General features: G+C 66.6%; 13 protein-coding genes, 1 tRNA gene and 6 pseudogenes. 10 read left to right on the top strand and 10 right to left on the bottom strand.

Features of this window, described 5'->3' with window-relative positions; all coding sequences use genetic code 11:
• Positions 1–6 precede the first annotated feature (6 nt).
• Positions 7–2,284: pseudogene (locus ACFJGX_RS16435) on the bottom strand (Orn/Lys/Arg decarboxylase N-terminal domain-containing protein).
• Between the two features lie 221 nt (positions 2,285–2,505).
• On the opposite strand from ACFJGX_RS16435, the gene ACFJGX_RS16430 reads away from it, so the two are divergent.
• The 4 genes from ACFJGX_RS16430 to ACFJGX_RS16415 all read left to right on the top strand — a co-directional run bounded on the left by ACFJGX_RS16430 (position 2,506) and on the right by ACFJGX_RS16415 (position 4,464).
• Positions 2,506–2,931 (top strand): NfeD family protein, encoded by a 426-nt coding sequence (locus tag ACFJGX_RS16430; RefSeq protein WP_382325107.1) that lies wholly within the window; start codon positions 2,506–2,508, stop codon positions 2,929–2,931.
• 59 nt (positions 2,932–2,990) lie between these two features.
• Positions 2,991–3,911: an SPFH domain-containing protein gene (locus ACFJGX_RS16425; protein WP_382325108.1), complete on the top strand. Its 921-nt coding sequence runs from the start codon at positions 2,991–2,993 to the stop codon at positions 3,909–3,911.
• 32 nt (positions 3,912–3,943) lie between these two features.
• Positions 3,944–4,339: a DUF2237 family protein gene (locus ACFJGX_RS16420; protein ID WP_382325109.1), complete on the top strand. Its 396-nt coding sequence runs from the start codon at positions 3,944–3,946 to the stop codon at positions 4,337–4,339.
• A gap of 35 nt (positions 4,340–4,374) precedes the next feature.
• A tRNA-Ser gene (locus tag ACFJGX_RS16415) sits at positions 4,375–4,464 on the top strand.
• A 258-nt stretch (positions 4,465–4,722) separates the two neighbouring features.
• Here ACFJGX_RS16415 and ACFJGX_RS16410 read toward each other — a convergent pair.
• From ACFJGX_RS16410 to ACFJGX_RS16380, 7 genes and pseudogenes are all read right to left on the bottom strand, one after another.
• Positions 4,723–4,980, bottom strand: a pseudogene (locus ACFJGX_RS16410) (IS21 family transposase); the annotation flags it as partial.
• Between the two features lie 107 nt (positions 4,981–5,087).
• Positions 5,088–5,537 (bottom strand): annotated as a pseudogene (locus ACFJGX_RS16405) (MFS transporter); the annotation flags it as partial.
• Positions 5,538–5,570: 33 nt separating this feature from the next.
• Positions 5,571–6,020, bottom strand: coding sequence for a hemerythrin domain-containing protein (locus ACFJGX_RS16400; protein WP_382325111.1), 450 nt, complete (start codon positions 6,018–6,020; stop codon positions 5,571–5,573).
• A 56-nt stretch (positions 6,021–6,076) separates the two neighbouring features.
• Complete coding sequence (locus ACFJGX_RS16395; RefSeq protein WP_291119007.1) at positions 6,077–6,343, bottom strand: hypothetical protein; 267 nt, start codon at positions 6,341–6,343, stop codon at positions 6,077–6,079.
• A 211-nt stretch (positions 6,344–6,554) separates the two neighbouring features.
• Entirely contained in the window at positions 6,555–7,739 is a 1,185-nt protein-coding gene (locus ACFJGX_RS16390; RefSeq protein ID WP_382157523.1) for a branched-chain amino acid ABC transporter substrate-binding protein, read from the bottom strand.
• A gap of 200 nt (positions 7,740–7,939) precedes the next feature.
• Complete coding sequence (locus ACFJGX_RS16385; RefSeq protein ID WP_382325113.1) at positions 7,940–8,374, bottom strand: DNA polymerase III subunit chi; 435 nt, start codon at positions 8,372–8,374, stop codon at positions 7,940–7,942.
• A 14-nt stretch (positions 8,375–8,388) separates the two neighbouring features.
• Positions 8,389–9,880, bottom strand: a pseudogene (locus tag ACFJGX_RS16380) (leucyl aminopeptidase).
• 25 nt (positions 9,881–9,905) lie between these two features.
• Between ACFJGX_RS16380 and lptF the strand changes: the two are divergent.
• The 5 genes and pseudogenes from lptF to ACFJGX_RS16355 all read left to right on the top strand — a co-directional run bounded on the left by lptF (position 9,906) and on the right by ACFJGX_RS16355 (position 14,638).
• The gene (gene lptF, locus ACFJGX_RS16375) at positions 9,906–11,027 is read left to right on the top strand and encodes an LPS export ABC transporter permease LptF (RefSeq protein ID WP_382157517.1); all 1,122 of its coding nucleotides are present in this window, start codon (positions 9,906–9,908) and stop codon (positions 11,025–11,027) included.
• Entirely contained in the window at positions 11,024–12,142 is a 1,119-nt protein-coding gene (gene lptG / locus ACFJGX_RS16370) for an LPS export ABC transporter permease LptG (protein ID WP_382157515.1), read from the top strand. Before lptF ends, lptG begins: the two co-directional genes overlap by 4 nt.
• Before the next feature lie 5 nt (positions 12,143–12,147).
• Positions 12,148–12,513, top strand: a complete 366-nt coding sequence (locus tag ACFJGX_RS16365) for a sirohydrochlorin chelatase (RefSeq protein ID WP_382157513.1) — start codon at positions 12,148–12,150, stop codon at positions 12,511–12,513.
• The gene (locus ACFJGX_RS16360) at positions 12,510–13,454 is read left to right on the top strand and encodes a CysB family HTH-type transcriptional regulator (RefSeq protein WP_382326573.1); all 945 of its coding nucleotides are present in this window, start codon (positions 12,510–12,512) and stop codon (positions 13,452–13,454) included. The genes ACFJGX_RS16365 and ACFJGX_RS16360 overlap by 4 nt, the downstream gene beginning before the upstream one ends.
• A 4-nt stretch (positions 13,455–13,458) precedes the next feature.
• A pseudogene (locus tag ACFJGX_RS16355) lies at positions 13,459–14,638 on the top strand (pyridoxal phosphate-dependent aminotransferase).
• A gap of 3 nt (positions 14,639–14,641) precedes the next feature.
• Here ACFJGX_RS16355 and ACFJGX_RS16350 read toward each other — a convergent pair.
• Positions 14,642–15,358, bottom strand: a complete 717-nt coding sequence (locus ACFJGX_RS16350; RefSeq protein WP_382325116.1) for a (2Fe-2S)-binding protein — start codon at positions 15,356–15,358, stop codon at positions 14,642–14,644.
• A gap of 199 nt (positions 15,359–15,557) precedes the next feature.
• Between ACFJGX_RS16350 and ACFJGX_RS16345 the strand changes: the two genes are divergently transcribed.
• On the top strand, positions 15,558–16,499 hold the full coding sequence (locus ACFJGX_RS16345) for a FecR domain-containing protein (protein ID WP_382325118.1): 942 nt from the start codon (positions 15,558–15,560) through the stop codon (positions 16,497–16,499).
• A 22-nt stretch (positions 16,500–16,521) separates the two neighbouring features.
• Here ACFJGX_RS16345 and hrpA read toward each other — a convergent pair.
• Positions 16,522–20,456, bottom strand: a pseudogene (hrpA, locus tag ACFJGX_RS16340) (ATP-dependent RNA helicase HrpA).
• Between the last annotated feature and the right edge of the window lie 3 nt (positions 20,457–20,459).

Raw genomic sequence — 20,459 nt, 5'->3', positions numbered from 1 at the left:
CAGGCCTCAGGCCTTCACGCAGTCCGCGAAATAGCTCTTGCGGCCGTCGTCGCCCACCACTTCCACTAGGCCGTGGATGTCGGTCTCGAAGCCCGGGCACTGCAGGTTGAACTCGCGCGCGAACTTCAGGTAGTCCACGATCTTCTTGTTGAACACCTCACCCGGGATCAGCAGCGGGATGCCCGGCGGGTACGGCGTCACCAGGCTGGTGGTGATGCGGCCTTCCAGCGCGTCGATCGGCACCCGCTCGGTGGTGCGTTGCGCGATGTGCGCGAAGGCATCGGTGGGCTTCATCGCCGGCGTGAGGTCGCTCAGGTACATCTCGGTCGTGAGGCGCGCGATGTCGTAGCGGGCGTACAGCTCGTGCACGTGCTGGCACAGGTCGCGCAGGCCCATCTGCTCGTAGCGCGGGTGCTTCTGGCAGAACTCCGGCAGGATGCGCCACATCGGCTGGTTCTTGGCGTAGTCGTCCTTGAACTGCTGCAGCGCGGTCAGCAGCGTGTTCCAGCGGCCCTTGGTGATGCCGATGGTGAACATGATGAAGAAGCTGTACAGGCCCGTCTTCTCCACCACCACGCCGTGCTCGGCCAGGAACTTGGTGACGATGGACGCCGGAATGCCGTTGGTTTCGAAACGGCCGTCCAGGTTCAGGCCCGGGGTGACGATGGTCGCCTTGATCGGGTCCAGCATGTTGAAGCCAGGCGCCATGTCGCCGAAGCCGTGCCAGTCCTTCTCGCTGAAAGACACGTCCTTCTGCTTGAGCACCCAGTCGCCGGTCTCGCCCATGCCTTCGTCGGCCAGGTCGTCCGGCCCCCCAGACCTTGAACCACCAGTCGTCCTCACCGAACTCGGCTTCCACCTTGCGCATGGCGCGGCGGAAATCGAGCGCTTCGAAGATGCTCTCTTCCACCAGCGCACGGCCGCCGGGCGGCTCCATCATGGCCGCAGCCACGTCGCAACTCGCGATGATCGCGTACTGCGGGCTGGTGCTGGTGTGCATCAGGTAAGCCTCGTTGAAGAGGTGGCGGTCCAGCTTGACGTTCTGCGAATCCTGCACGAGCACGTGGCTGGCCTGGCTGATGCCGGCAAGCAGCTTGTGAATGGACTGCGTCGCGTACACCACCGACTCCATCGGCCGCGCGCGCTTTTTGCCCATGGCGTGGAAGTTGCCGTAGAACGGGTGGAAGGCCGCGTGCGGCAGCCAGGCTTCGTCGAAATGCAGGTTCGCCACGTAGCCGTCCAGCATCTGCTTGATGGCCTCGGTGTTGTAGAGCACGCCGTCGTAGGTGGACTGCGTCAGCGTGAGCACGCGCGGCTTCACGGTGGCGGCGTCCACGCCGGCCAGCAGCGGGTTGGCGCGGATCTTGGCCTGGATCGCCTCGATCTCGAATTCGCTCTGCGGGATCGGGCCGATGATGCCGTAGTGGTTGCGCGTGGGCTTGAGGAAGACGGGGATCGCGCCCGTCATGATGATGCTGTGCAGGATGGACTTGTGGCAATTGCGGTCCACCACCACCACGTCGCCCGGCGCCACCGTGTGGTGCCACACCATCTTGTTGGAGGTGGACGTGCCGTTGGTGACAAAGAAGCAGTGGTCGGCATTGAAGATGCGCGCCGCATTGCGCTCGCTCGCGCCGATGGCGCCGTTGTGGTCCAGCAGCTGGCCCAGCTCCTCCACCGCGTTGCACACGTCGGCGCGCAGCATGTTCTCGCCGAAGAACTGGTGGAACATCTGGCCCACGGGGCTCTTCAGGAAGGCCACGCCACCCGAGTGCCCCGGGCAGTGCCACGAATAGGAACCGTCTTCCGCGTAGTCCAGCAAGGCCTTGAAGAACGGCGGCTGGATGCCTTCGAGGTAGCTCTTGGCCTCGCGGATGATGTGGCGCGCCACGAACTCCGGCGTGTCCTCGAACATGTGGATGAAGCCATGCAGCTCGCGCAGCACGTCGTTGGGCAGGTGCCGGCTGGTCTTGGTCTCGCCGTAGATGTAGATCGGCACGTCGGCGTTCTTGCGGCGCACCTCGTCGATGAAGCTGCGCAGGTTCAGCACCACGGGGTCGATGTCGTCGCCGTGGCTGAACTCCTCGTCGTCGATCGACAGGATGAAGGCACTCGCCCGGCTCTGCTGCTGCGCGAACTGGCTCATGTCGCCATAGCTCGTCACGCCCACCACCTCGAAGCCTTCGACTTCGATGGCCTGTGCCAGCGCGCGGATGCCCAGGCCCGAAGTGTTCTCCGAGCGGAAGTCCTCATCGATGATGACGATGGGAAAGCGGAATTTCATGTGAGATTCTCCAGCCGTGTTCAGCCGGCTACGGGGGAAGGGCACCATCGGCGGGGACCCCAACGGTGGCAAAGCAGGCGCGAAGTGTACGGAAATCGCGTGTCTCCCTGCGGAACGCGCCGGCCTTTTGTCGCAGAATGTGGCGCAAGCCAGACATTCCTTCTGGCCAGACCCTTGGGCCGCGCCCGGGTTCCCTTGGCATTCTGAAGACAGGAGTATTCATGTCGGACTCAACCGTGTGGTGGCTGCTGGCCGGCGCTGCTGTCGCGCTGGAGCTTTTCACAGGCACCTTTTACCTGCTGATGCTCGCCGTGGGCCTGGCCGCCGGCGCGCTCGCGGCACACGCAGGCCTGGGCACCACCATGGAGCTGATCGCGGCGGCGGTGGTCGGCTCTGCCGCCGTGGTGGGCTGGTACTTCATCAAGAAACGCGGTGCCGGCGACCCCTCGGTGCGCGCCATGCGCAGCGTCAACCTCGACATCGGCGAGGTGCTGCAGATCGACGAATGGCACGCCGACGGCACCGCGAGCGTGAAATACCGTGGCGCGCAATGGACCGTGATCCAGCGCCCGGGCAACCCGCCCACCCCAGGCGCCTACCGCGTGGCCGAGCTCGTGGGCAACCGCCTGCTGGTCGACAAGGTCTGAGCGCGAACACGCATGCGCTACCCTCGCCCCTCCTGAAACCTTTCTGAGAAGCCATTGCCATGGAAATTGCCATCCTCCTCTTCATCATCGCCGTCATCTTCATCACACGGTCCATCAAGGTCGTGCCGCAGCAGAACGCGTGGGTGGTGGAGCGCCTGGGCAAGTACCACTCTTCGCTCGCGCCGGGCCTGAACTTCCTGGTGCCCTTCGTCGACAAGGTGGCCTACAAGCACAGCCTGAAGGAAATTCCGCTGGACGTGCCCAGCCAGGTCTGCATCACGCGCGACAACACCCAGCTGCAAGTGGACGGCATCCTGTACTTCCAGGTCACCGACCCGATGCGCGCGAGCTACGGCTCGTCCAACTACATCGTGGCCGTGACCCAGCTGGCACAGACCTCGCTGCGCTCGGTCATCGGCAAGCTGGAACTCGACAAGACCTTCGAAGAGCGCGACGTGATCAATGCGCAGGTGGTCTCGGCCATCGACGAAGCCGCGCTGAACTGGGGCGTGAAGGTGCTGCGCTACGAAATCAAGGACCTCACGCCGCCCGAGGCCATCCTGCGCGCCATGCAGTCGCAGATCACCGCCGAGCGCGAGAAGCGCGCGCTGATCGCGGCGTCCGAAGGCCGCCGCCAGGAACAGATCAACATCGCCACCGGCGAGCGCGAAGCCTTCATTGCCCGCTCCGAAGGCGAAAAGCAGGCCGAGATCAACAACGCGCAAGGTGAAGCCGCCGCCATCCTCGCGGTGGCCGAGGCCAACGCCGAAGCCATTCGCAAGGTGGCCGAAGCCATCCGCCAGCCGGGCGGCCAGGAAGCCGTGCAGCTCAAGGTGGCCGAGAAAGCCGTGGAGGCCTACGGCAAGGTCGCCGCCGACGCCACCACCACGCTCATCGTGCCCAGCAACATGACCGAGGTGTCGGCGCTCATCACCTCGGCCATGAAGATGGTGGGTGTGGGCGGCAAGACCAACGCCTGACGCAACACCAGCCTCACCACGGAGCCGCCACCATGACCTTGTCGCGCAACGTGCTGGGCGGCCCGCTGGTGCCCTGCTCCTACGACCCGCTCACCGGCTTCTACCGCGACGGCTGCTGCGAGACCGACGCCGAAGACCATGGCACACACGTGGTGTGCGCCCGTGTCACGGCGGCGTTTCTGGACTTCTCGCGAGAGAACGGCAACGACCTGAGCACCCCGCGCCCGCAATGGCGCTTCGCCGGCCTCCAGCCCGGCGACCGCTGGTGCCTCTGCGTGCAACGCTGGCTGGAAGCCCTGCAGGCGGGCGTGGCGCCACCGGTGGTGCTGGACAGCACCCACGCGGCGGCCCTGGAATATGTGTCGCTGGACGTGTTGCTGCAGCACGCTTGGCACAACAAGACCGCCGACGGCAGCCGGGCGGGATAAAGGGCGCAACGGCCTGCTACAATCGCAGGCTTCGCGGAGAGGTGGATGAGTGGTTTAAGTCGCACGCCTGGAAAGCGTGTGTGGGCTAATCCCCACCGCGGGTTCGAATCCCGCCCTCTCCGCCATTAATGAGTCTCGGACCCTTTCAAAGGATCTCAGACAACACCCTAAAAGCCCCGTTCTTCATTGGAGATCGGGGCTTTTTTGTCTATGCAGTTTTCATGACGTTTACTGCTATCTCTGGTTTTTAGAAACACTTTTTGTTGAATTTCACTGATCTCTGACCCGAGATTTCCATCGAATACTGACCCACCCGTTGTGTGAGCAAAGAAGCTCACGGTGTGGATAAGTGCTTCGTTTTCTCCTTTTCAGATCTAGGGTGTGTGGAGCTGCAGCAAAGTGCGCCGCTGTTTGCGCGACTTTGTTGCCTCGATCGACAGCCATGTTGAAAGTTTGTCGGCGAATGGATCGAGCTTGCTGGAGCTCGCACGCCTGGCGTAGCGGGGCTCTTCATCGCCCGCCCGCAGGTACTTCTTAACGGTGTTGCGAGCCAGGCCTGTACGCCTGGAGATCTCGCGGATGGACATCTGCTCGCGCAGTGCCCAGCGTCTTATGACACTCAGTGTCGCCACGTCTATCACTCCTGAAATCTCCTGCTGCCAAAAGCAGCAGGATAGGGTTCTTACGTGGGTCAGCTTTCAATGGAAATTGATGCTCTAACTGGGTCAGTTTTCAGTGGAAGACAACAGCCCGGTGGCACCAGCGAGGCGGCCACGAGGGATGCCACGCCGAAATAGGTGCCGTGCGGCATGCCGGCCATGAAGCGCAGCAGGTTCAGGCTCCAATAACCGGGGGCCGCCGCGCTGGCCAGGTTGCCGAGGGCGAACAGCACCATCAGCACGACGAGCAGCATGCGCCGGGGCCAATGGGCGGTGAGCACGGCCAGCAAAGGCGCCCCGACAACCACACCCAGCGCGTAGGCGCTGATCACATGGCCGGCCTGCGGGATGCTGACCTGCAGCGTGGTGCGCGCTTCGGGCAGCAGGCCCATGATGACGAACTCGCCGGTGCCAATGGCAAAACCGCCGAGCCCGAGGGCCCAAACGGTGGAGCGGAAAGCAGGATGGGTGGCGGGGTCGCCCGTGGGGGCCTGGGAGGATGTGGCGGACATTCCCTCGATCTTGCTGCAACGCAGCATTCCACGCAGGCTGGGGGTTTTACCCCTTCGGGATCAGGCCACCACGTCACGCATCCGGTCGAGGTCGGACCGGTACTGCGCGGCCAGGCTGACTTTTTGCCTGTCGCTCAGGATCTTGCCGGAGAGCTGGAAGAACTTGCGCTCTTCTTCCCGCAGGTGGTGGTGCACTTCGTGGGACAGCTTCTTCGCCAGCTCCGGCCAGGCCTCGGGCTTGTTTCGCGCCTCTTCCAGGGCTTCGACACATTCATCGATCTCATGGTGCTCGTGCAAAGCGTGGCGCGACGAATCCAGCCCCATGTCGTCAAACAGGATCTGGGCGTACAGATAGCGCTCTTCGGCGGCCGCGTGGGCGGCCAGTTCGATGCGCAGCGCCTTGAAAATCTCTTGGGCGCGGGGATCCTCGGGCTTGGTGCGCACCAGCCGCCGGCACAGCGTGCGCTGCGTCTCGTGGCTTTCGCGGAGGGCTTCGTAGATGTTGTCCATGGGGATCTCCTGCATAAAAAACCCGGCCGAGGCCGGGCATTCCTCGTCTCAGCCGATCAACCACGTTGCGGGTTGTTGCTGCCTTGCTGCTTGCGCGACGGATCGTTGTTGTCCGCCTGGTTGCCGCCTTGCTGCGGCGACTTGCGGTTGTCATCGCGGCCGGGTTGTGCCTGTTGCTGCTGGCCCGGCTTGTTCTGGCTGCCGGGTTGCTGCTGATTGGGGTTCGGCTGCTGTTGCTGCTGATTGGGGTTGTTCTGGCTGCCAGGCTGTTGCTGGTTCGGGTTCTGCTGTTGCTGCTGGTTGGACTTGCCTTGGTTGCTCATGCGAAATCTCCAGAAAAGAAACGGGTTGCGGGCAGGATCGCCACGCACAACCAGTCTAAAAATCCCCGTGCGGCCCGGGTGTCGGCTGAGGCCCCCCTTCCCTGTAGGACTGCACCCACGCCGGGCGCAGACGAAAAAAAGCCACCGCATGCGGTGGCTTTTTGTCACAGGAGGCCTCCGAAGAGGCCGTCCCGTCCGGGGCACTGGCCGATCAGCGGATCACGGCCAAGGTGGTGCGGTTGCCGCCCTTGTAGGTCATGAGCGTCAGGGCACCGTTCTTGATGTCGCCCTTTTCGTCGAAGGCGATGTTGCCGGTCACGCCCTTGTAGTTGGTGGCCTTGAGCGCGGGCAGGTAGACCTTGGGGTCGGCCGAGCCGGCGGTGACCATGGCGTTGACCAGCACCTTCGTGGCGTCGTACACGTACGGGGCATAGACCTGCACGTCGGCGTTGAACTTGGCCTTGAAGTCGGCGCGGAACTTCTCCATGCCTTCCTTCTGTTCGCCTTCCACACCACCGGCTTCAGCGCAGAACACCTGGTCGTCGGCCAGGCCGTCGGCGGCCAGCTTCGGCAGCTCGGTCGAGCAGATGCCGTCGCCACCCATGAACTTGGCGTTGATGCCGAGCTGCTTCATCTGCTTGAGCATCGGGCCGGCCACGGCGTCCATGCCGCCGAAGAACACCACGTCGGGCTTCTTGGCCTTCAGGGTGGTCAGGATGGCGTTGAAGTCGGTCGCCTTGTCGTTGGTGAACTCACGGCCCACCACCTTGCCGCCCGCAGCAGCCACGCCCTTTTCGAACTCGTCGGCCACACCCTGGCCATACGCGGTGCGGTCGTCGATCACGGCCACGCTCTTGGCCTTGAGCGATTCCACGGCGTACTTGCCCAGCGTGCCACCCAGGTGCACGTCGTCAGCCACCACGCGGAACGCGCCAGCGTAACCCTGGCGGGTGTACTTGGGGTTGGTGGCGGAGGGAGAGATCTGGGGAATGCCAGCGTCGTTGTAGATCTGCGAGGCCGGGATGGTCGTGCCGGAGTTCAGGTGGCCGATCACGCCAGCGACCTTGGCATCCACCAGCTTGGTGGCGGCGGCGGTGCCTTGCTTCGGATCTGCTGCGTCGTCTTCCGCCAGCAGTTCGAACTTGACCGGGTTGCCACCGATGGTCAGGCCAGCGGCGTTGAGCTCCTCGATCGCCATGCGGGCGCCGTTCTCGTTGTCCTTGCCGAGGTGGGCGATGGCGCCGCTGGTGGGACCAACGTGACCGATCTTGATGACCTGAGCGGCGGCAGCGGGGGCAGCGGCAGGAGCGGCTGCGGGTGCGGCCTCTTCTTTTTTGCCGCAAGCGGCAAGTGCGACAGCCGCCGCGATGACGGCCAGTTTGGTGTTCAGTTGCATGGTTTTCCTCGGAAAAGGATGGAAGTTGGAATGCGGAGGGAACTTTTTTTCTCCACGCCCATAAAGATACTCCAAAAAACCAGCGGATTTCGCATCGCGCAGCGCCTGTGGGAAGGAACGAGGGTTTTCCCAAAGTCGCATCACGCCGTTGAATGGCCCATAAGGCCGGCGCATGCTGCTCTGGCGCAGGTGCGCGGGCGTCAGTCCTGGGGCGCCAGCTGGAGATCGTGCCGCTGGGGCTCGATGCCCTGCGCCTTGTAAAGCTTCCAGCGGTCGCGCGCGTGTCCGCGGTCTTCCTGATCCCCGGTCACCACCTCGATGACGCGCGCAAAGCCTTCGTAGCCGGCCGGCATGCCCAGGCGCAGGTTCACCAGCACCGTGGCCCCGTTGGCGGCCGAGACCTCGCTGGCGAGGTGGATGGGCGAGCGGGACTTCACATGCGCGGGGTCCATCGGCCCGCTGTGGGGGATGAACTCGCCGTTGGCCATGGTCCAGAGCGCCACATCCAGCGCCGCCCGCTCCCGCTCTTCCACGAGCACCATCACCCGCGCGCCACGCAGGTAGGCCTTGCGCAGCAGGCGACAGGCGTAACCCAGCTTGTCGGGTGCGTTGAAATGGAAGGCCACCTCGGTCATGCTGCGCGCCGTGTTCAGGCCTTGCGGGTTCTGGGGGCCTTCTTCGGCGCCACCGCCGCGGCCTGGTCGATCAGGTACTGCAACAGCAGCGGCACCGGCCGCCCCGTGGAGCCCTTGGCCGCCCCGCTCTTCCACGCGGTGCCGGCGATGTCCAGGTGGGCCCAGGGCAGCTCGGCGGTGAACTTCTGCAGGAACTTGGCGGCGGTGATGGCGCCACCCGCGCGCCCGGCCACGTTGCCCATGTCGGCGAAGTTCGATTTGAGGCCTTCGGCGTACTCATCGTCCAGCGGCAGGCGCCAGCACAGGTCCTGCGCGGTGTCGCCGGCCTTCTGCAGGGCCTGGGCCAGGTCGTCGCGGGTCGAGAACAACCCCGAGCGCACGCCCCCGAGGGCGATCACGCAGGCACCGGTGAGGGTGGCGATGTCGATCACGCTGTGGGGCTTGAAACGCGCGGCGTAGGTGAGCGCATCGCAAAGGATCAGGCGGCCTTCCGCATCGGTGTTGAGGATCTCGATGGTCTGCCCGCTCATGCTGGTGACCACGTCGCCCGGTTTCACGGCCATGCCGTCGGGCATGTTCTCGCAGCTGGGGATGAGGCCCACCACATTGATGGCGGGCTTGAGCTCGGCCAGGGCGGCGAAGGTGCCGAGCACGCTGGCCGCGCCTCCCATGTCGAACTTCATTTCGTCCATCTCCGCCGCCGGCTTGATGGAGATGCCGCCGGTGTCGAAGGTGATGCCTTTGCCCACCAGCACCACGGGGGCGCTGGTCTTGGCCGCACCGTTGTAGTGCAGGACGATGAAGCGCAGCGGTTCGGCCGAGCCCTTGGCGACGGCGAGAAAGGAGCCCATGCCCAAGGCTTCGACCTGTTTCGGGCCGAGCACATCCACCTTGAGGCCGGGCTTGCGGCCCAGCTTGCGGGCCGCCTCGGCCAACATGGTGGGCGTGGCGTGGTTGGCCGGGCGGTTGGCCCATTCCTTGGCGAACTCCACCCCGGTCACCAGCGCGCGGCCGGTCTCGAAACCACCGCGCACGGCCGCCGCGTTCTCCACACCCACGACCACCTGTTGCACCGTGCGGGCCTTGGCCGAGGGCTTGGTGGTGGTGTAGGTGTAGGTCGCGTCCGCACAGGTCTGCACGGCGGCGCGCACGGCGTCGTCGTTCGCATCGAACAGGCTGAGCACCAGGCCCAGCTTCTTGATGCCGGGCTGCTTGAGCGAGCCCATGCCCGCGCCCACGGCCTTGCGCACCGAGGCGGCCGAACCGTCGCCCACCCGCACCAGCACCACCCGCGGGGCCTTGATGCCCACAGGGCGGTAGCAGGCCAGTTGCTTGCGCGGCACCCGCGTCCAGGTCGCCCAGTTTCGTGGCGCTGGCCACGAGCTCCTGCAGGGCGCCGCCGGCAGCCTTGCCGGGGGCCGCGGTGTCGGGCACCAGCACCAGCAGCGCGTCGGCGCTCAGTTGGGCGGCCTGGGTGGGCGAAAGGGATTTGAGTTCGAAGTCCATAATCGTGTTTTCCTGTTCTCGATCGATGTTATTCCATTCTTCCATCCGCAAAGAGCTGGCACGCAGCTTCGGGGCCACGCTGGTGGTGCTGTTCACCATCGTGTTGACGATGTTGCTGATCCGCACGCTGGGCCTGGCCTCGAAAGGCAGCGTCGACCCGCAGGAGATCGCGCTGGTGCTGGGCTACACCGTCATCGGCCGCATGCCCACCATCCTCACGCTGGCGCTCTTCATCGCCATCGTCTTCACGCTCTCGCGCATGTACCGCGACAGCGAAATGATCATCTGGTTCTCCAGTGGCCGCTCGCTCGGGGGCTTTCTGCGGCCGGTGATGCGCTTCTCGTGGCCGATCCTGGTGGTCATCACGCTGATGGTGTTCTTCGTCTGGCCCTGGGCCAATGCGCAGACCGACCAGTTGCGCGACCGCTTCGAGCGCCGGGGTGACCTGGAGCGCGTGGCGCCCGGACAGTTCCAGGAATCGTCGAGCGGGCGCCGCGTGTTCTTCATCGACAAGGACACGGCGGACGGCACCGAGGGCCGCAACATCTTCATCTCCAGCACCGAAAACGACGGCCGCGAGACCGTGACCTCGGCGCGTTCGGGCCGCATCGAGTGGCTCAACGAACAGCAGATCCTGATGCTCAACAACGGCCAGCGCCTGGAAACGCCGGCCGACCAGAGCAGCCTGAAAGTGAGCGAGTTCGAGGAATACGGCACCCAGATCGGCTCCTCCGCCATCAGCCAGCGCGGCGAAGCCCTCAAGGCCCGCAACAGCTGGGACCTGATCCGCGACCCCACCCGCGCCAACCTCGGCGAACTGGGCTGGCGCATCGGCATGGCCTTGACCGCCATGAACTTCGTGCTGATCGCCGTCGCCACCACCACCGGCAACCCGCGCGCCGGTCGCGGCGGCAACCTGTTCTTCACCCTGTTCGCCTTCGTGTTCTATTACAACCTGCTCAACCTGGGCCAGAGCTGGGTGGCCAGCGGCCTCTTCAGCCTGGGCGGCTACATGGTCGGCCTGCATGGCGGCGTGTTCGTGCTGACCGTGCTGTGGTTCTTCAAACGCCACTACAACCTGAGCGTGCGCGGCTGGCTCAGCGCCCGGCGCACGGCGCGCAGCGCCGCCGTGGGAGCGGGCGCATGAAAACCATCCGCCGTCTCATCTATGGCGAAGTGTTCGCGGCCGTGACTTTCGTGCTGCTGGCTTTCCTCTCGCTGTTCTTCTTCTTCGACTTCGTCGACGAGTTGCCCGCGCTGGGCAAGCCCTCGGCGCTCGACCCCTCGCTGGTCTACGAAGTGCCGCATGCCCTGCTCTACGTGGGGTTGCTCATGCCCAGCCGGATCTACGAGCTGCTGCCGATTGCCGTGTTGATCGGCTCCGTCTTCGTGCTCGCGCGCCTGGCCCAGGGCTCGGAATACACCATCCTGCGCACCAGCGGACTGGGCCCGTGGCGGGCACTGCGGATGCTGCTGGGCCTGGGCGCGGTGTTTGTGGTGCTCACCTTCGCCATCGGCGACTACCTGGCGCCGCTTTCGGACAAGACGGCCCAGCTGCTCAAGGCGCGTTACCAAGGCAACATCAGCCTGGGCCAGACCGGCGCCTGGCTCAAGGAAAAGCAGCCCTACAGCAACTTCTCGGTCAATGTGGGCTCCATGTCGCCGCAGGGCGAGCTGGGCAATGTGCGCATCTTCGAGTTCAACAACCAGGGCTTCCTGGTCTCCACGCTGCACGCCCAGACCGGGCAGATCGAGGTGGACGACTCCTGGACCCTGCGGCAGGTGCAGCGCCGCGAATTCGACACCGCCGGGCAGGCCTCCGGCCGCATCCAGCGCGAAGCGCTCGAGACCCTGCGCTGGCCCAGCGGCATCAACGCCGAGATGGTGTCCGTGGCGCTGCTTAAGCCCGAGCGCATGCGCACGGCCGACCTGTTCGGCTATATCCGCCACCTGGAGGCCAACGGTCAGACGGCACAGCGCTACGAGATCGAGTTCTGGCGCAAGGTGTTCTACCCCTTGAGCTGTCTGGTGATGGTGGTGCTCGCGCTGCCCTTCGCCTACCTGCACTTCCGCTCGGGCAGCATCACCGGCTACGTCTTCGGCGGCGTGATGATCGGCATCAGCTTCTTCCTGCTGAACAACGTGTTCGGCTACATCGGCAACCTCAACCAGTGGCAACCCTGGCTGGCCGCGGCCTCGCCGGCCTTGATCTACTCCGTGTTCTCGCTCGGCGCCTTCGGGTGGCTGGTGCTTCGGAGGTAGCGGCCATGCTCGGTGTGATTGTTTTCGCCCATGGGTCGCGCGACCCCCTGTGGCGCCAGCCGGTCGAGTCGGTGGCGCAGCAGATCGCGCGCCGCGATGCTTCGGCCGTGGTGTCCTGCGCCTACCTCGAACTCAGCGAACCCGACATCGCCACGGCGGCGCGCCAGCTGGTGGCCCAGGGTGTGACGCGGGTGCGCGTGCTGCCCCTCTTCTTCGGCATGGGCAAGCACGCCCGTGAAGACCTGCCGGTGCTGATGGCCCAGCTGGCCGCCACACACCCCGCCGTGACCTTCGAACAATTGCCCGCCGCTGGCGAAGACCCCCGTCTGACCGCCCTGCTCGCCCAAATCGCGCTGGAGACCGCCGCATGAACCTGCACCAGTTCCGTTTCGTGCAGGAGGCGGTGCGCCGCAACCTGAACCTCACCGAGGCCGCCAAGGCCCTGCACACCTCGCAGCCCGGCGTCTCCAAGGCCATCATCGAGCTGGAAGACGAGCTCGGCATCGAGATCTTCGCGCGCCACGGCAAGCGCATCAAACGCGTGACCGAGCCGGGCCAGCAGGTGCTCAAGAGCATCGACATCATCCTGCGCGAGGTCAACAACCTCAAGCGCATCGGCGAGCAGTACTCGGCCCAGGACAGCGGCACGCTGTCCATCGCCACCACCCACACCCAGGCGCGCTACGTGCTGCCCGGGCCGGTGGCCGCGCTGCGCCAGGCCTACCCCAAGGTCGGCATCAGCCTGCACCAGGGCTCGCCCGACCAGGTGGCCAAGATGCTGATGGAGGAAGTGGCCGAGATCGGCATGCGCACCGAATCGCTGGTGAACTACCCCGAGCTGGTCACGCTGCCCTGCTACGAGTGGCAGCACGTGCTGGTGCTGCCGTTCGACCACCCCTTGCTGGAGCGCGAGCGCATCACGCTCGACGACCTGGCCCAGGTGCCGCTGGTGACCTACCACCCCAGCTTCACCGGCCGCACCCGGATCGACCAGGCCTTCGCCCTGCGCCACCTGCAACCCAACATCGTGCTCGAGGCGATCGACTCGGACGTGATCAAGACCTATGTGAAGCTGGGCATGGGCGTGGGCATCGTGGCCGAGATGGCCATGCAGGGCGAGAACCAGACCCCCGACCTGGTGGCCCGCCCCGCCGCGCAACTGTTTCGCCACAACCTCGCGCGCGTGGCCTTCAAGCGCGGCACCTACCTGCGCCACTTCGTGCTGCGCTTCGCCGAACTGCTGAGCGACCGCCTCTCGCGCGACCTCATCCTGCGCGCCATGAGCGGCACCCCGGACGACTACGAGCTGTGACCCCATGAGTTCCCTCCCGCCCCGCACCCCCGCCCTCGCCTCCCGCCTGCCCAAGGTCGGCACCACCATCTTCACCGTCATGTCCTCGCTCGCCGCCGAGCACGGCGCGGTGAACCTGGGCCAGGGCTTCCCCCGATTTCGACTGCGACCCAGCCCTGGTGGAAGCGGTCACGCGGGCCATGCAGGCCGGCCACAACCAGTACCCGCCCATGCCTGGCGCGCTCGCGCTGCGCCAGGCCATGGCCGCCAAGATGCAGGCCCTCTACGGCCTGGCCTGCGACCCGGCCACCGAGATCACCGTGACGGCGGGCGCCACGCAGGCCATCCTGACCGCCATCCTCGCCGTGGTGCAACCCGGCGACGAAGTGATCGTGCTCGAACCCTGCTACGACAGCTACGTGCCCAACATCGAGCTGGCCGGCGGCGTCGCGGTGCGCGTGCCGCTCACGCCCGGCACCTTCCGGCCCGACTTCGACCGCATCGCTGCCGCCATCACGCCGCGCACGCGCGCCCTGATCATCAACAGCCCGCACAACCCCAGCGGCATGGTCTGGAGCGAGGCCGACATGCAGCGCCTGCAGGCGCTTCTCGCGCCCACCGACGTGCTGCTGATCAGCGACGAGGTGTACGAGCACATGGTGTTCGATCGCCAGGCGCACCAGAGCGCGGCGCGCTTCCCCGGCCTGGCCGCGCGCGCCTTCATCGTCAGCAGCTTCGGCAAGACCTACCACGTGACCGGCTGGAAGGTCGGCACGGTGGTGGCCCCAGCCGCGCTCACGGCCGAGTTCCGCAAGGTGCACCAGTTCAACGTGTTCACGGTGAACACCCCGGTGCAGCACGCGCTGCGCACCTACATGGGCAACCCGGCGCCCTATCTGGAGCTGGCCGCGTTCTACCAGCGCAAGCGCGACCTGTTCCGCGAAGGCCTGGCCGCCACGCGCTTTCGCCTGTTGCCTGGTGAAGGCACCTACTTCCAGTGCGTGGACATTTCGGCCCTGGCCGTGCCAGAGCGCGACCTGCCCGAGGGCGACTTCTGCCAGTGGCTCACGAAGGAGATCGGCGTGGCCGCCATCCCGCTCTCGGCCTTCTATGGCGACGGTTTCGACCAGCGCGTGGTGCGTTTCTGCTTCGCGAAGAAGGACGACACCTTGCGCGAAGCCCTCACACGCCTGGCGCGCCTGTAAGGCTCAGCACCGCACGGGGTTGCGGCAGTAGCGCTCCAGTTCGACCACCGTGGCCTGGCGGGCCACGGCCTGCTTCGCGTTCGGCCCCACCTCCAGGCTGAGCTTCATCTCGTACTTCTTGAAGAAGTCGTCGAACAGTTCGCCGCCCAGAGTGCCGGTGGCGGTGAGCGTGTCGCTCTTCGCATCGTGCTCGATCAGCACCGCGCACAGGGGTTGTTCGGCCGGGCCGTTGAGCACCTGGGCGCCACGCGCCGGGTCGTACTGGCTGTGGTCGGCGCAGCAGTGGATCAGGTCGTTGCCCTTGCTCGGCGTCTGCGGATTCGTGGCCGCGCCCTTGCGGAAGCTGATGAAGCTCAGGTCCTTGGTCGGGTACACCAGCTTGTGCGCGCAGATGGCCGAGAACGCGACCAGGCTCCTGCGCGGGCCGATGCCCCCCGGCCACTGGTAGCTCTGCTTGTCGCGGGTCTGCAGCTGGGTCGCCGCCGCCGGTTTGCCCAGGTCGAGCAGGAACACCGGTGTCGCTTCGAAGGGGTAGTGAAAAACGTAGTTGGTCTGTGGTTTCAGGTTCGACGCCTTGAGCGGTTTGCCCACATCGTCGAGCAATTGAACCCGGCCGTACGAACGCGGTCTGGCATCCGCGGCCCAGGCGGTCTGCGCCAACGCCGCCGCCAGCGAGCCACCGCCGAGCGCGCACACTTCCACGAATTCGCGTCGATCCATCGCCCATCTCCGATGAAAGGCCGTTGTGCCGGCCACCTTGGGGCAGTGAAACGCATGCATCCGCCGGTGTCAACCCGTGTTTTTCTCACATGCCGGCGTCAAGAAGTGCATCCGGCACGCCGATATGGACGTAACTTGGGACACCGAGCGGCCTGTCGGACAGGCTTTTTTTTCGCGCATCGCTGAAGGACCTTTCCCCGTGACCCCCCTCCACCCTTTCCATCGCCTCAAGAACCTGAGCCGCCGTGCGGTGCTTTGGCAGGCCTGCGCCGCTGTCGCCTGGGGCTTGAGCAGCCCGGCCCACGCCACCCCCAGCACGACCGTGGTCGAAGCCGTTCAACTGCCCGCCTGGGTGGAGCGCAACGGCCAGCGCCGCCCGGCCGAGCCCGGGGCCCAACTGCGCGCCAACGACAAGGCCATCACCGCCAACGGCTCGCGCATGCTGCTGCGCATGGACGACCGCAGCACCATCAAGCTGGGGGAGCAGACCGAGTTCCTGATCCAGTCGCTGGACACCAGCCGCAGCAGCGCCACGGCGCCCAGCGAGCAGAAGAGCGCCTTCAAACTCGTGAGCGGCGTGTTCCGCTACGCCACCGACTACACCAGCAAGGCCCTGGGCAACAAACGCGAACTCAACGTCGAGCTGGCCACGGCCACGGTGGGCATCCGCGGCACCGACTTCTGGACCATGACCGATGCGGCCCACGACGCCGTGTGTGTGTTCGAGGGTAAGGTCGAGGTGGTGCGCGAGGCCAAGCCGGGCATCGAGCTCGACAAGCCCGGCGCATTCTGGGTGGTGTTTACCGGCCAGCCGGAAAAACCGGCCGACCAGGCCACGCCGGCCCAGCTGGCCAAATTCATCGGCCAGGCCGAAATGCAGCCCGGCAGCGGTGTGCTGCTGCAAGGCGGGCGCTGGCGCACCGTGGCGGCCACCTTCAACAGCGCGGCCGATGCCGCCGCGCTGCGCACCCGGCTGCAGACCGCGGGCTACCCGGCGCAAACCCTGGCCAAGGATGGGCGCCACGAGGTGCGCATCAACCAGTTCGCCACGCGCGAGGACGCCGAAGCCGTCTTGCAGCGGCTGCGCGCCGACACCGCCCTGGGCGTGAGCGAAGGCCGCGTGGCGCTCACCGCGAACTGAGCCGTTCGCCCGAGGCCCAGGCTCAGGCGTTGAGCTGGGTCCAGGCCTTCTCCAGCCGCTTCACGCTCACCGGCTGGGGGGTGCGCAGCTCCTGCGCGAAGAAACTCACCCGCAGTTCCTCCAGCAGCCAGCGCAGCTCCTGGAGGCGGGCGTCCTGCACGCCCTTGCGCTCGGCCACCAACCGCCAGAAGCGCTGATCCTGCGGCCGCAGCTCGGCCAGCTTGGCGGCGTCGCGCGCCGGATCGGCGCGCAGCTTGTCCAGCCGCAACTGCACCGCCTTGAGATACCGCGGCAGGTGCTGCAACTGCGCGTACGGCGTCTGCAGGAGAAAGCGCTTGGGCACCAGGCGTTGCAGCTGCTGCGCGATGTCGGTGGCCACGTCCGCCGGCGGTTTGCTGTCCTTGAGCTTGCGCGCGGCGGCGGCGTACTCCGTGAGCACGGTGCCGGCCGTGCGGGCGATCTCGTTGGCGATCAGCGTGAGGCGCCCCCGCCCCTCTTCCACGCGCCGCTTGAAGGCAGCTTCGTCGGTGGGCAGCGGGTCGCCGAGGAAGGCGCGGTCCAGCGCGAGTTCCAGGATCTGCGAGCGCAACTCTTCCAGCGTGCCACCACCGCCCGCTTCCTTGCCCACCTGCATGTAGGCCACGCCCATGGCCTGCAGGCCGGGCAGGTTCTTCTCCAGGTACTTCAGCGCGTCGCGGATCTGCAGCGCGCACAGGCGGCGCAGGCCTTCGCGGTGCCGCGCCTGGGCCACCTCGGGTTCGTCGAACACCTCGATGCGCACCGCCTCGCCGTCGTCCACCAGCGCCGGGAAGCCAATCAGGGTCTGCTGGCCCTGGCGGATTTCCATCAGCTCGGGCAGCTCGCCGAAATCCCAGGCGGTATGGCGCTGGGCCGCGCTCACGGCCGGGGCCTTGGCGGCGGCCGCCTTGGCCGCCACCGGCGCCGGGCCGCCCTTGACGGGCGCGGCGGGCGCAGGCGCCGCGCGCAACCCTTCCATCTTGAGCGAGGCCAGGGCCTGGAAGGCACCGCGCGCCTGCGCGCCCAGCTCGGCCTTGAGCGCCGCCAGGTTGCGGCCCTGGCCCAACTGGCGGCCGTGTTCGTCGACCACGCGCAGGTGCATGAAGTGGTGCGCGCTGAGCATGTCGACCTTGATGTCGTTGCGCTGGATATCGAGCTGCGTGGCCTCGCGCACCAGCTTGAGCACCGCGTCCATCAGGTTGCCGGCGCCGAAGGTGGCGGGCTCGCACAGCGCCTGCGCGAAACGCTCGGCGGTCGCCGGCAAGGGCACCAGGCGCGAGCGCGGGCGCTGGTGCAGGGTCTTGAGCAGGGCCAGCACCTTTTCCTTGAGCATGCCGGGCACCAGCCAGTCGCAGCGGTCTTCGCTGGCCTGGTTGAGCGCGAAGATCGGCAGCGTGACCGACAGGCCGTCGCGCGGGTCGCCAGGCTCGTGCAGGTAGCTGCAGGCGCAGTCCACGCCGCCCAGGCGCAGTGTCTTGGGGAAGGTCTGCGTGGTGATGCCGGCGGCCTCGTGCCGCATCAGTTCCTCGCGCGTGAGCAGCAGGAGCTTGGGGTTCTCGCGCACGGCGTCGCGGTACCAGCGCTCCATGGCCGCGCCGTTGCAGATGTGCGCGGGCAGTTGCTGGTCGTAGAAGGCGTAGATCAGCTCGTCGTCCACCAGCACGTCCTGCCGGCGCGACTTGTGCTCCAGCTCGGCCACCTGGCGCACCAGCTTCTGGTTGGCCGCCAGGAACGGCAGGCGCGTCTCCCACTCGCCGGCCACCAGCGCCTCGCGAATGAAGATCTCGCGCGCGCCGGCCGGGTCCACCTTGCCGTAGTCGGTGCGGCGGTTGCTGTAGATCACCAGACCGTAGAGCGTGGCGCGCTCCAGCGCCGTGACCTGCGCGGCTTTTTTCTCCCAGTGCGGGTCGAGCAGCTGTTTCTTGATCAGGTGCCCACCCACCTGCTCCAGCCACAGCGGCTCGATGCCGGCGATGCCGCGCCCGAACAGGCGTGTGGTCTCTACCAGTTCGGCACACACGATCCAGCGCCCCGGGCGCTTGCTCAGGTTCGCGCCCGGGTGGCGGTGGAACTTGATGCCGCGCGCGCCCAGGTACCAGTCTTCGGTTTCGTGCTTCTGGCCCACGTTGCCCAGCAGCCCGGCCAGCATGGCCAGGTGCAGTTGCTCGTAGCTGGCGGGCTTGTCGTTGAGCCTCCACTGGTGCTCGGCCACCACGGTGTGCAGCTGGCTGTGGATGTCGCGCCACTCGCGCACGCGCCGCACATTGACGAAGTTCTCGCGCAGCACGCTCTCGTACTGCCGGTGGCTGAGCTTGTGGTCCTTGCCGTGGCGCACCCTTGGTGTCCTCCAGCCATTTCCAGAGCTTGAGCGTGCCGCTGAATTCGCTCTTCTCGTCGTCGAACTTGGCGTGCGCCTGGTCCGCCTGCGCCTGTTTGTCCAGCGGGCGGTCGCGCACATCCTGCACGCTCAGGGCCGAGGCGATCACCAGCACCTCGTCGAGCGCACCGCGCTGCTGCGCCTCCAGAATCATGCGGCCCACGCGCGGGTCCAGCGGGAGGCGCGAGAGCGTCTGACCGATGGGTGTGAGCTCGTTGGCCTCGTCCACCGCGTTGAGTTCGGCCAGCAACTGGTAGCCGTCGACGATGGCGCGCTTCTGCGGCGCCTCGATGAAGGCGAAGTCTTCCACCGCGCCCAGGCGCAAGGCCTTCATGCGCAGGATCACGCCCGCGAGCGAGCTGCGCAGGATCTCGGGGTCGGTGAACGCTGGGCGCGCGCCGAAGCCGGCTTCGTCGTAGAGCCGGATCGCGATGCCGTCGGCCACGCGGCCGCAGCGGCCGGCGCGCTGGTTGGCCGCGGCCTGGCTGATGGGCTCCACCATGAGCTGCTCCACCTTCTGGCGGAAGCTGTAGCGCTTCACGCGGGCGGTGCCGGCATCGATCACGAAGCGGATGCCGGGCACCGTGAGCGAGGTCTCGGCCACGTTGGTCGAGAGCACGATGCGCCGCCCGCTGTGGTCCTGGAAGATGCGGTCCTGCTCGGCCTGCGACAGGCGCGCGAACAGCGGCAGCACCTCGGCGTTGCGCAGCGTGGGAATGTGGCTCAGGTGTTTGCGCAGGTGGTCGGCCGCCTCGCGGATCTCGCGCTCGCCCGGCAGGAACACCAGGATGTCGCCGCCGGCCGGGCCGCGCCAGAGTTCGTCCACCGCGTCGGCGATGGCGTTGTTCAGGTCGTAGTCGCGGCTTTCCTCGAACGGGCGCCAGCGCACCTCCACCGGAAAGGTGCGGCCCGAGACCATGAGCACCGGCGCCGGGCCCTTGGCCGAGGCGAAGTAGCGCGCGAAACGGTCGGCGTCGATGGTGGCGGAGGTCACCACCACCTTGAGGTCGGGCCGGCGCGGCAGCAGCTGGCGCAGGTAGCCGAGCAGGAAGTCGATGTTGAGGCTGCGCTCGTGCGCCTCGTCGATGATGATGGTGTCGTAGGCGCGCAGGTCGGGATCGGTCTGCGTTTCGGCGAGCAGGATGCCGTCGGTCATCAGCTTGACGGAGGCGTCCTTGGACAGGCGGTCCTGGAAGCGCACCTTGTAGCCCACCACATCGCCCAGCGGTGTCTTGAGTTCCTCGGCGATGCGCTTGCGCAGCGCTGGAGGCGGCGATGCGCCGCGGCTGGGTGTGGCCGATCAGCTGGCCGCGCTGGCCCGGTTTCGCGTTGCACTTGCCCCGCCCCATCGCCAGCGCGATCTTGGGCAGCTGCGTGGTCTTGCCCGAGCCTGTTTCGCCGCAGACGATGACGACCTGGTGGTCGCGCATCGCGGCCTCGATCTCATGGCGGCGCGCAGAGACGGGCAGGCTTTCCGGGAATTCGATGTGCAGCGGCGTGGAGGACAAGTGGGAACTTCGGTCAAAATCGGGCAACCGGCCATTATCCGCGCCCGGCCCCATGCC

This window comes from Hydrogenophaga sp. UC242_50 (assembly GCF_042697355.1).
GTDB lineage: Bacteria > Pseudomonadota > Gammaproteobacteria > Burkholderiales > Burkholderiaceae_C > Hydrogenophaga.
The sequence above is the reverse complement of the archived record's forward strand: the minus strand, read 5'-3'. Positions and strand labels throughout refer to the sequence as shown.

Bases quoted from the DNA above. Each gene is read 5' to 3' on its own strand.
- ACFJGX_RS16430 (WP_382325107.1), top strand. From the start codon at position 2,506: ATGTCGGACTCAACCGTGTGGTGGCTGCTGGCCGGCGCTGCTGTCGCG.
- ACFJGX_RS16425 (WP_382325108.1), top strand. From the start codon at position 2,991: ATGGAAATTGCCATCCTCCTCTTCATCATCGCCGTCATCTTCATCACA.
- ACFJGX_RS16420 (WP_382325109.1), top strand. From the start codon at position 3,944: ATGACCTTGTCGCGCAACGTGCTGGGCGGCCCGCTGGTGCCCTGCTCC.
- ACFJGX_RS16400 (WP_382325111.1), bottom strand. From the start codon at position 6,020: ATGGACAACATCTACGAAGCCCTCCGCGAAAGCCACGAGACGCAGCGC.
- ACFJGX_RS16395 (WP_291119007.1), bottom strand. From the start codon at position 6,343: ATGAGCAACCAAGGCAAGTCCAACCAGCAGCAACAGCAGAACCCGAAC.
- ACFJGX_RS16390 (WP_382157523.1), bottom strand. From the start codon at position 7,739: ATGCAACTGAACACCAAACTGGCCGTCATCGCGGCGGCTGTCGCACTT.
- ACFJGX_RS16385 (WP_382325113.1), bottom strand. From the start codon at position 8,374: ATGACCGAGGTGGCCTTCCATTTCAACGCACCCGACAAGCTGGGTTAC.
- lptF (WP_382157517.1), top strand. From the start codon at position 9,906: ATGTTATTCCATTCTTCCATCCGCAAAGAGCTGGCACGCAGCTTCGGG.
- lptG (WP_382157515.1), top strand. From the start codon at position 11,024: ATGAAAACCATCCGCCGTCTCATCTATGGCGAAGTGTTCGCGGCCGTG.
- ACFJGX_RS16365 (WP_382157513.1), top strand. From the start codon at position 12,148: ATGCTCGGTGTGATTGTTTTCGCCCATGGGTCGCGCGACCCCCTGTGG.
- ACFJGX_RS16360 (WP_382326573.1), top strand. From the start codon at position 12,510: ATGAACCTGCACCAGTTCCGTTTCGTGCAGGAGGCGGTGCGCCGCAAC.
- ACFJGX_RS16350 (WP_382325116.1), bottom strand. From the start codon at position 15,358: ATGGATCGACGCGAATTCGTGGAAGTGTGCGCGCTCGGCGGTGGCTCG.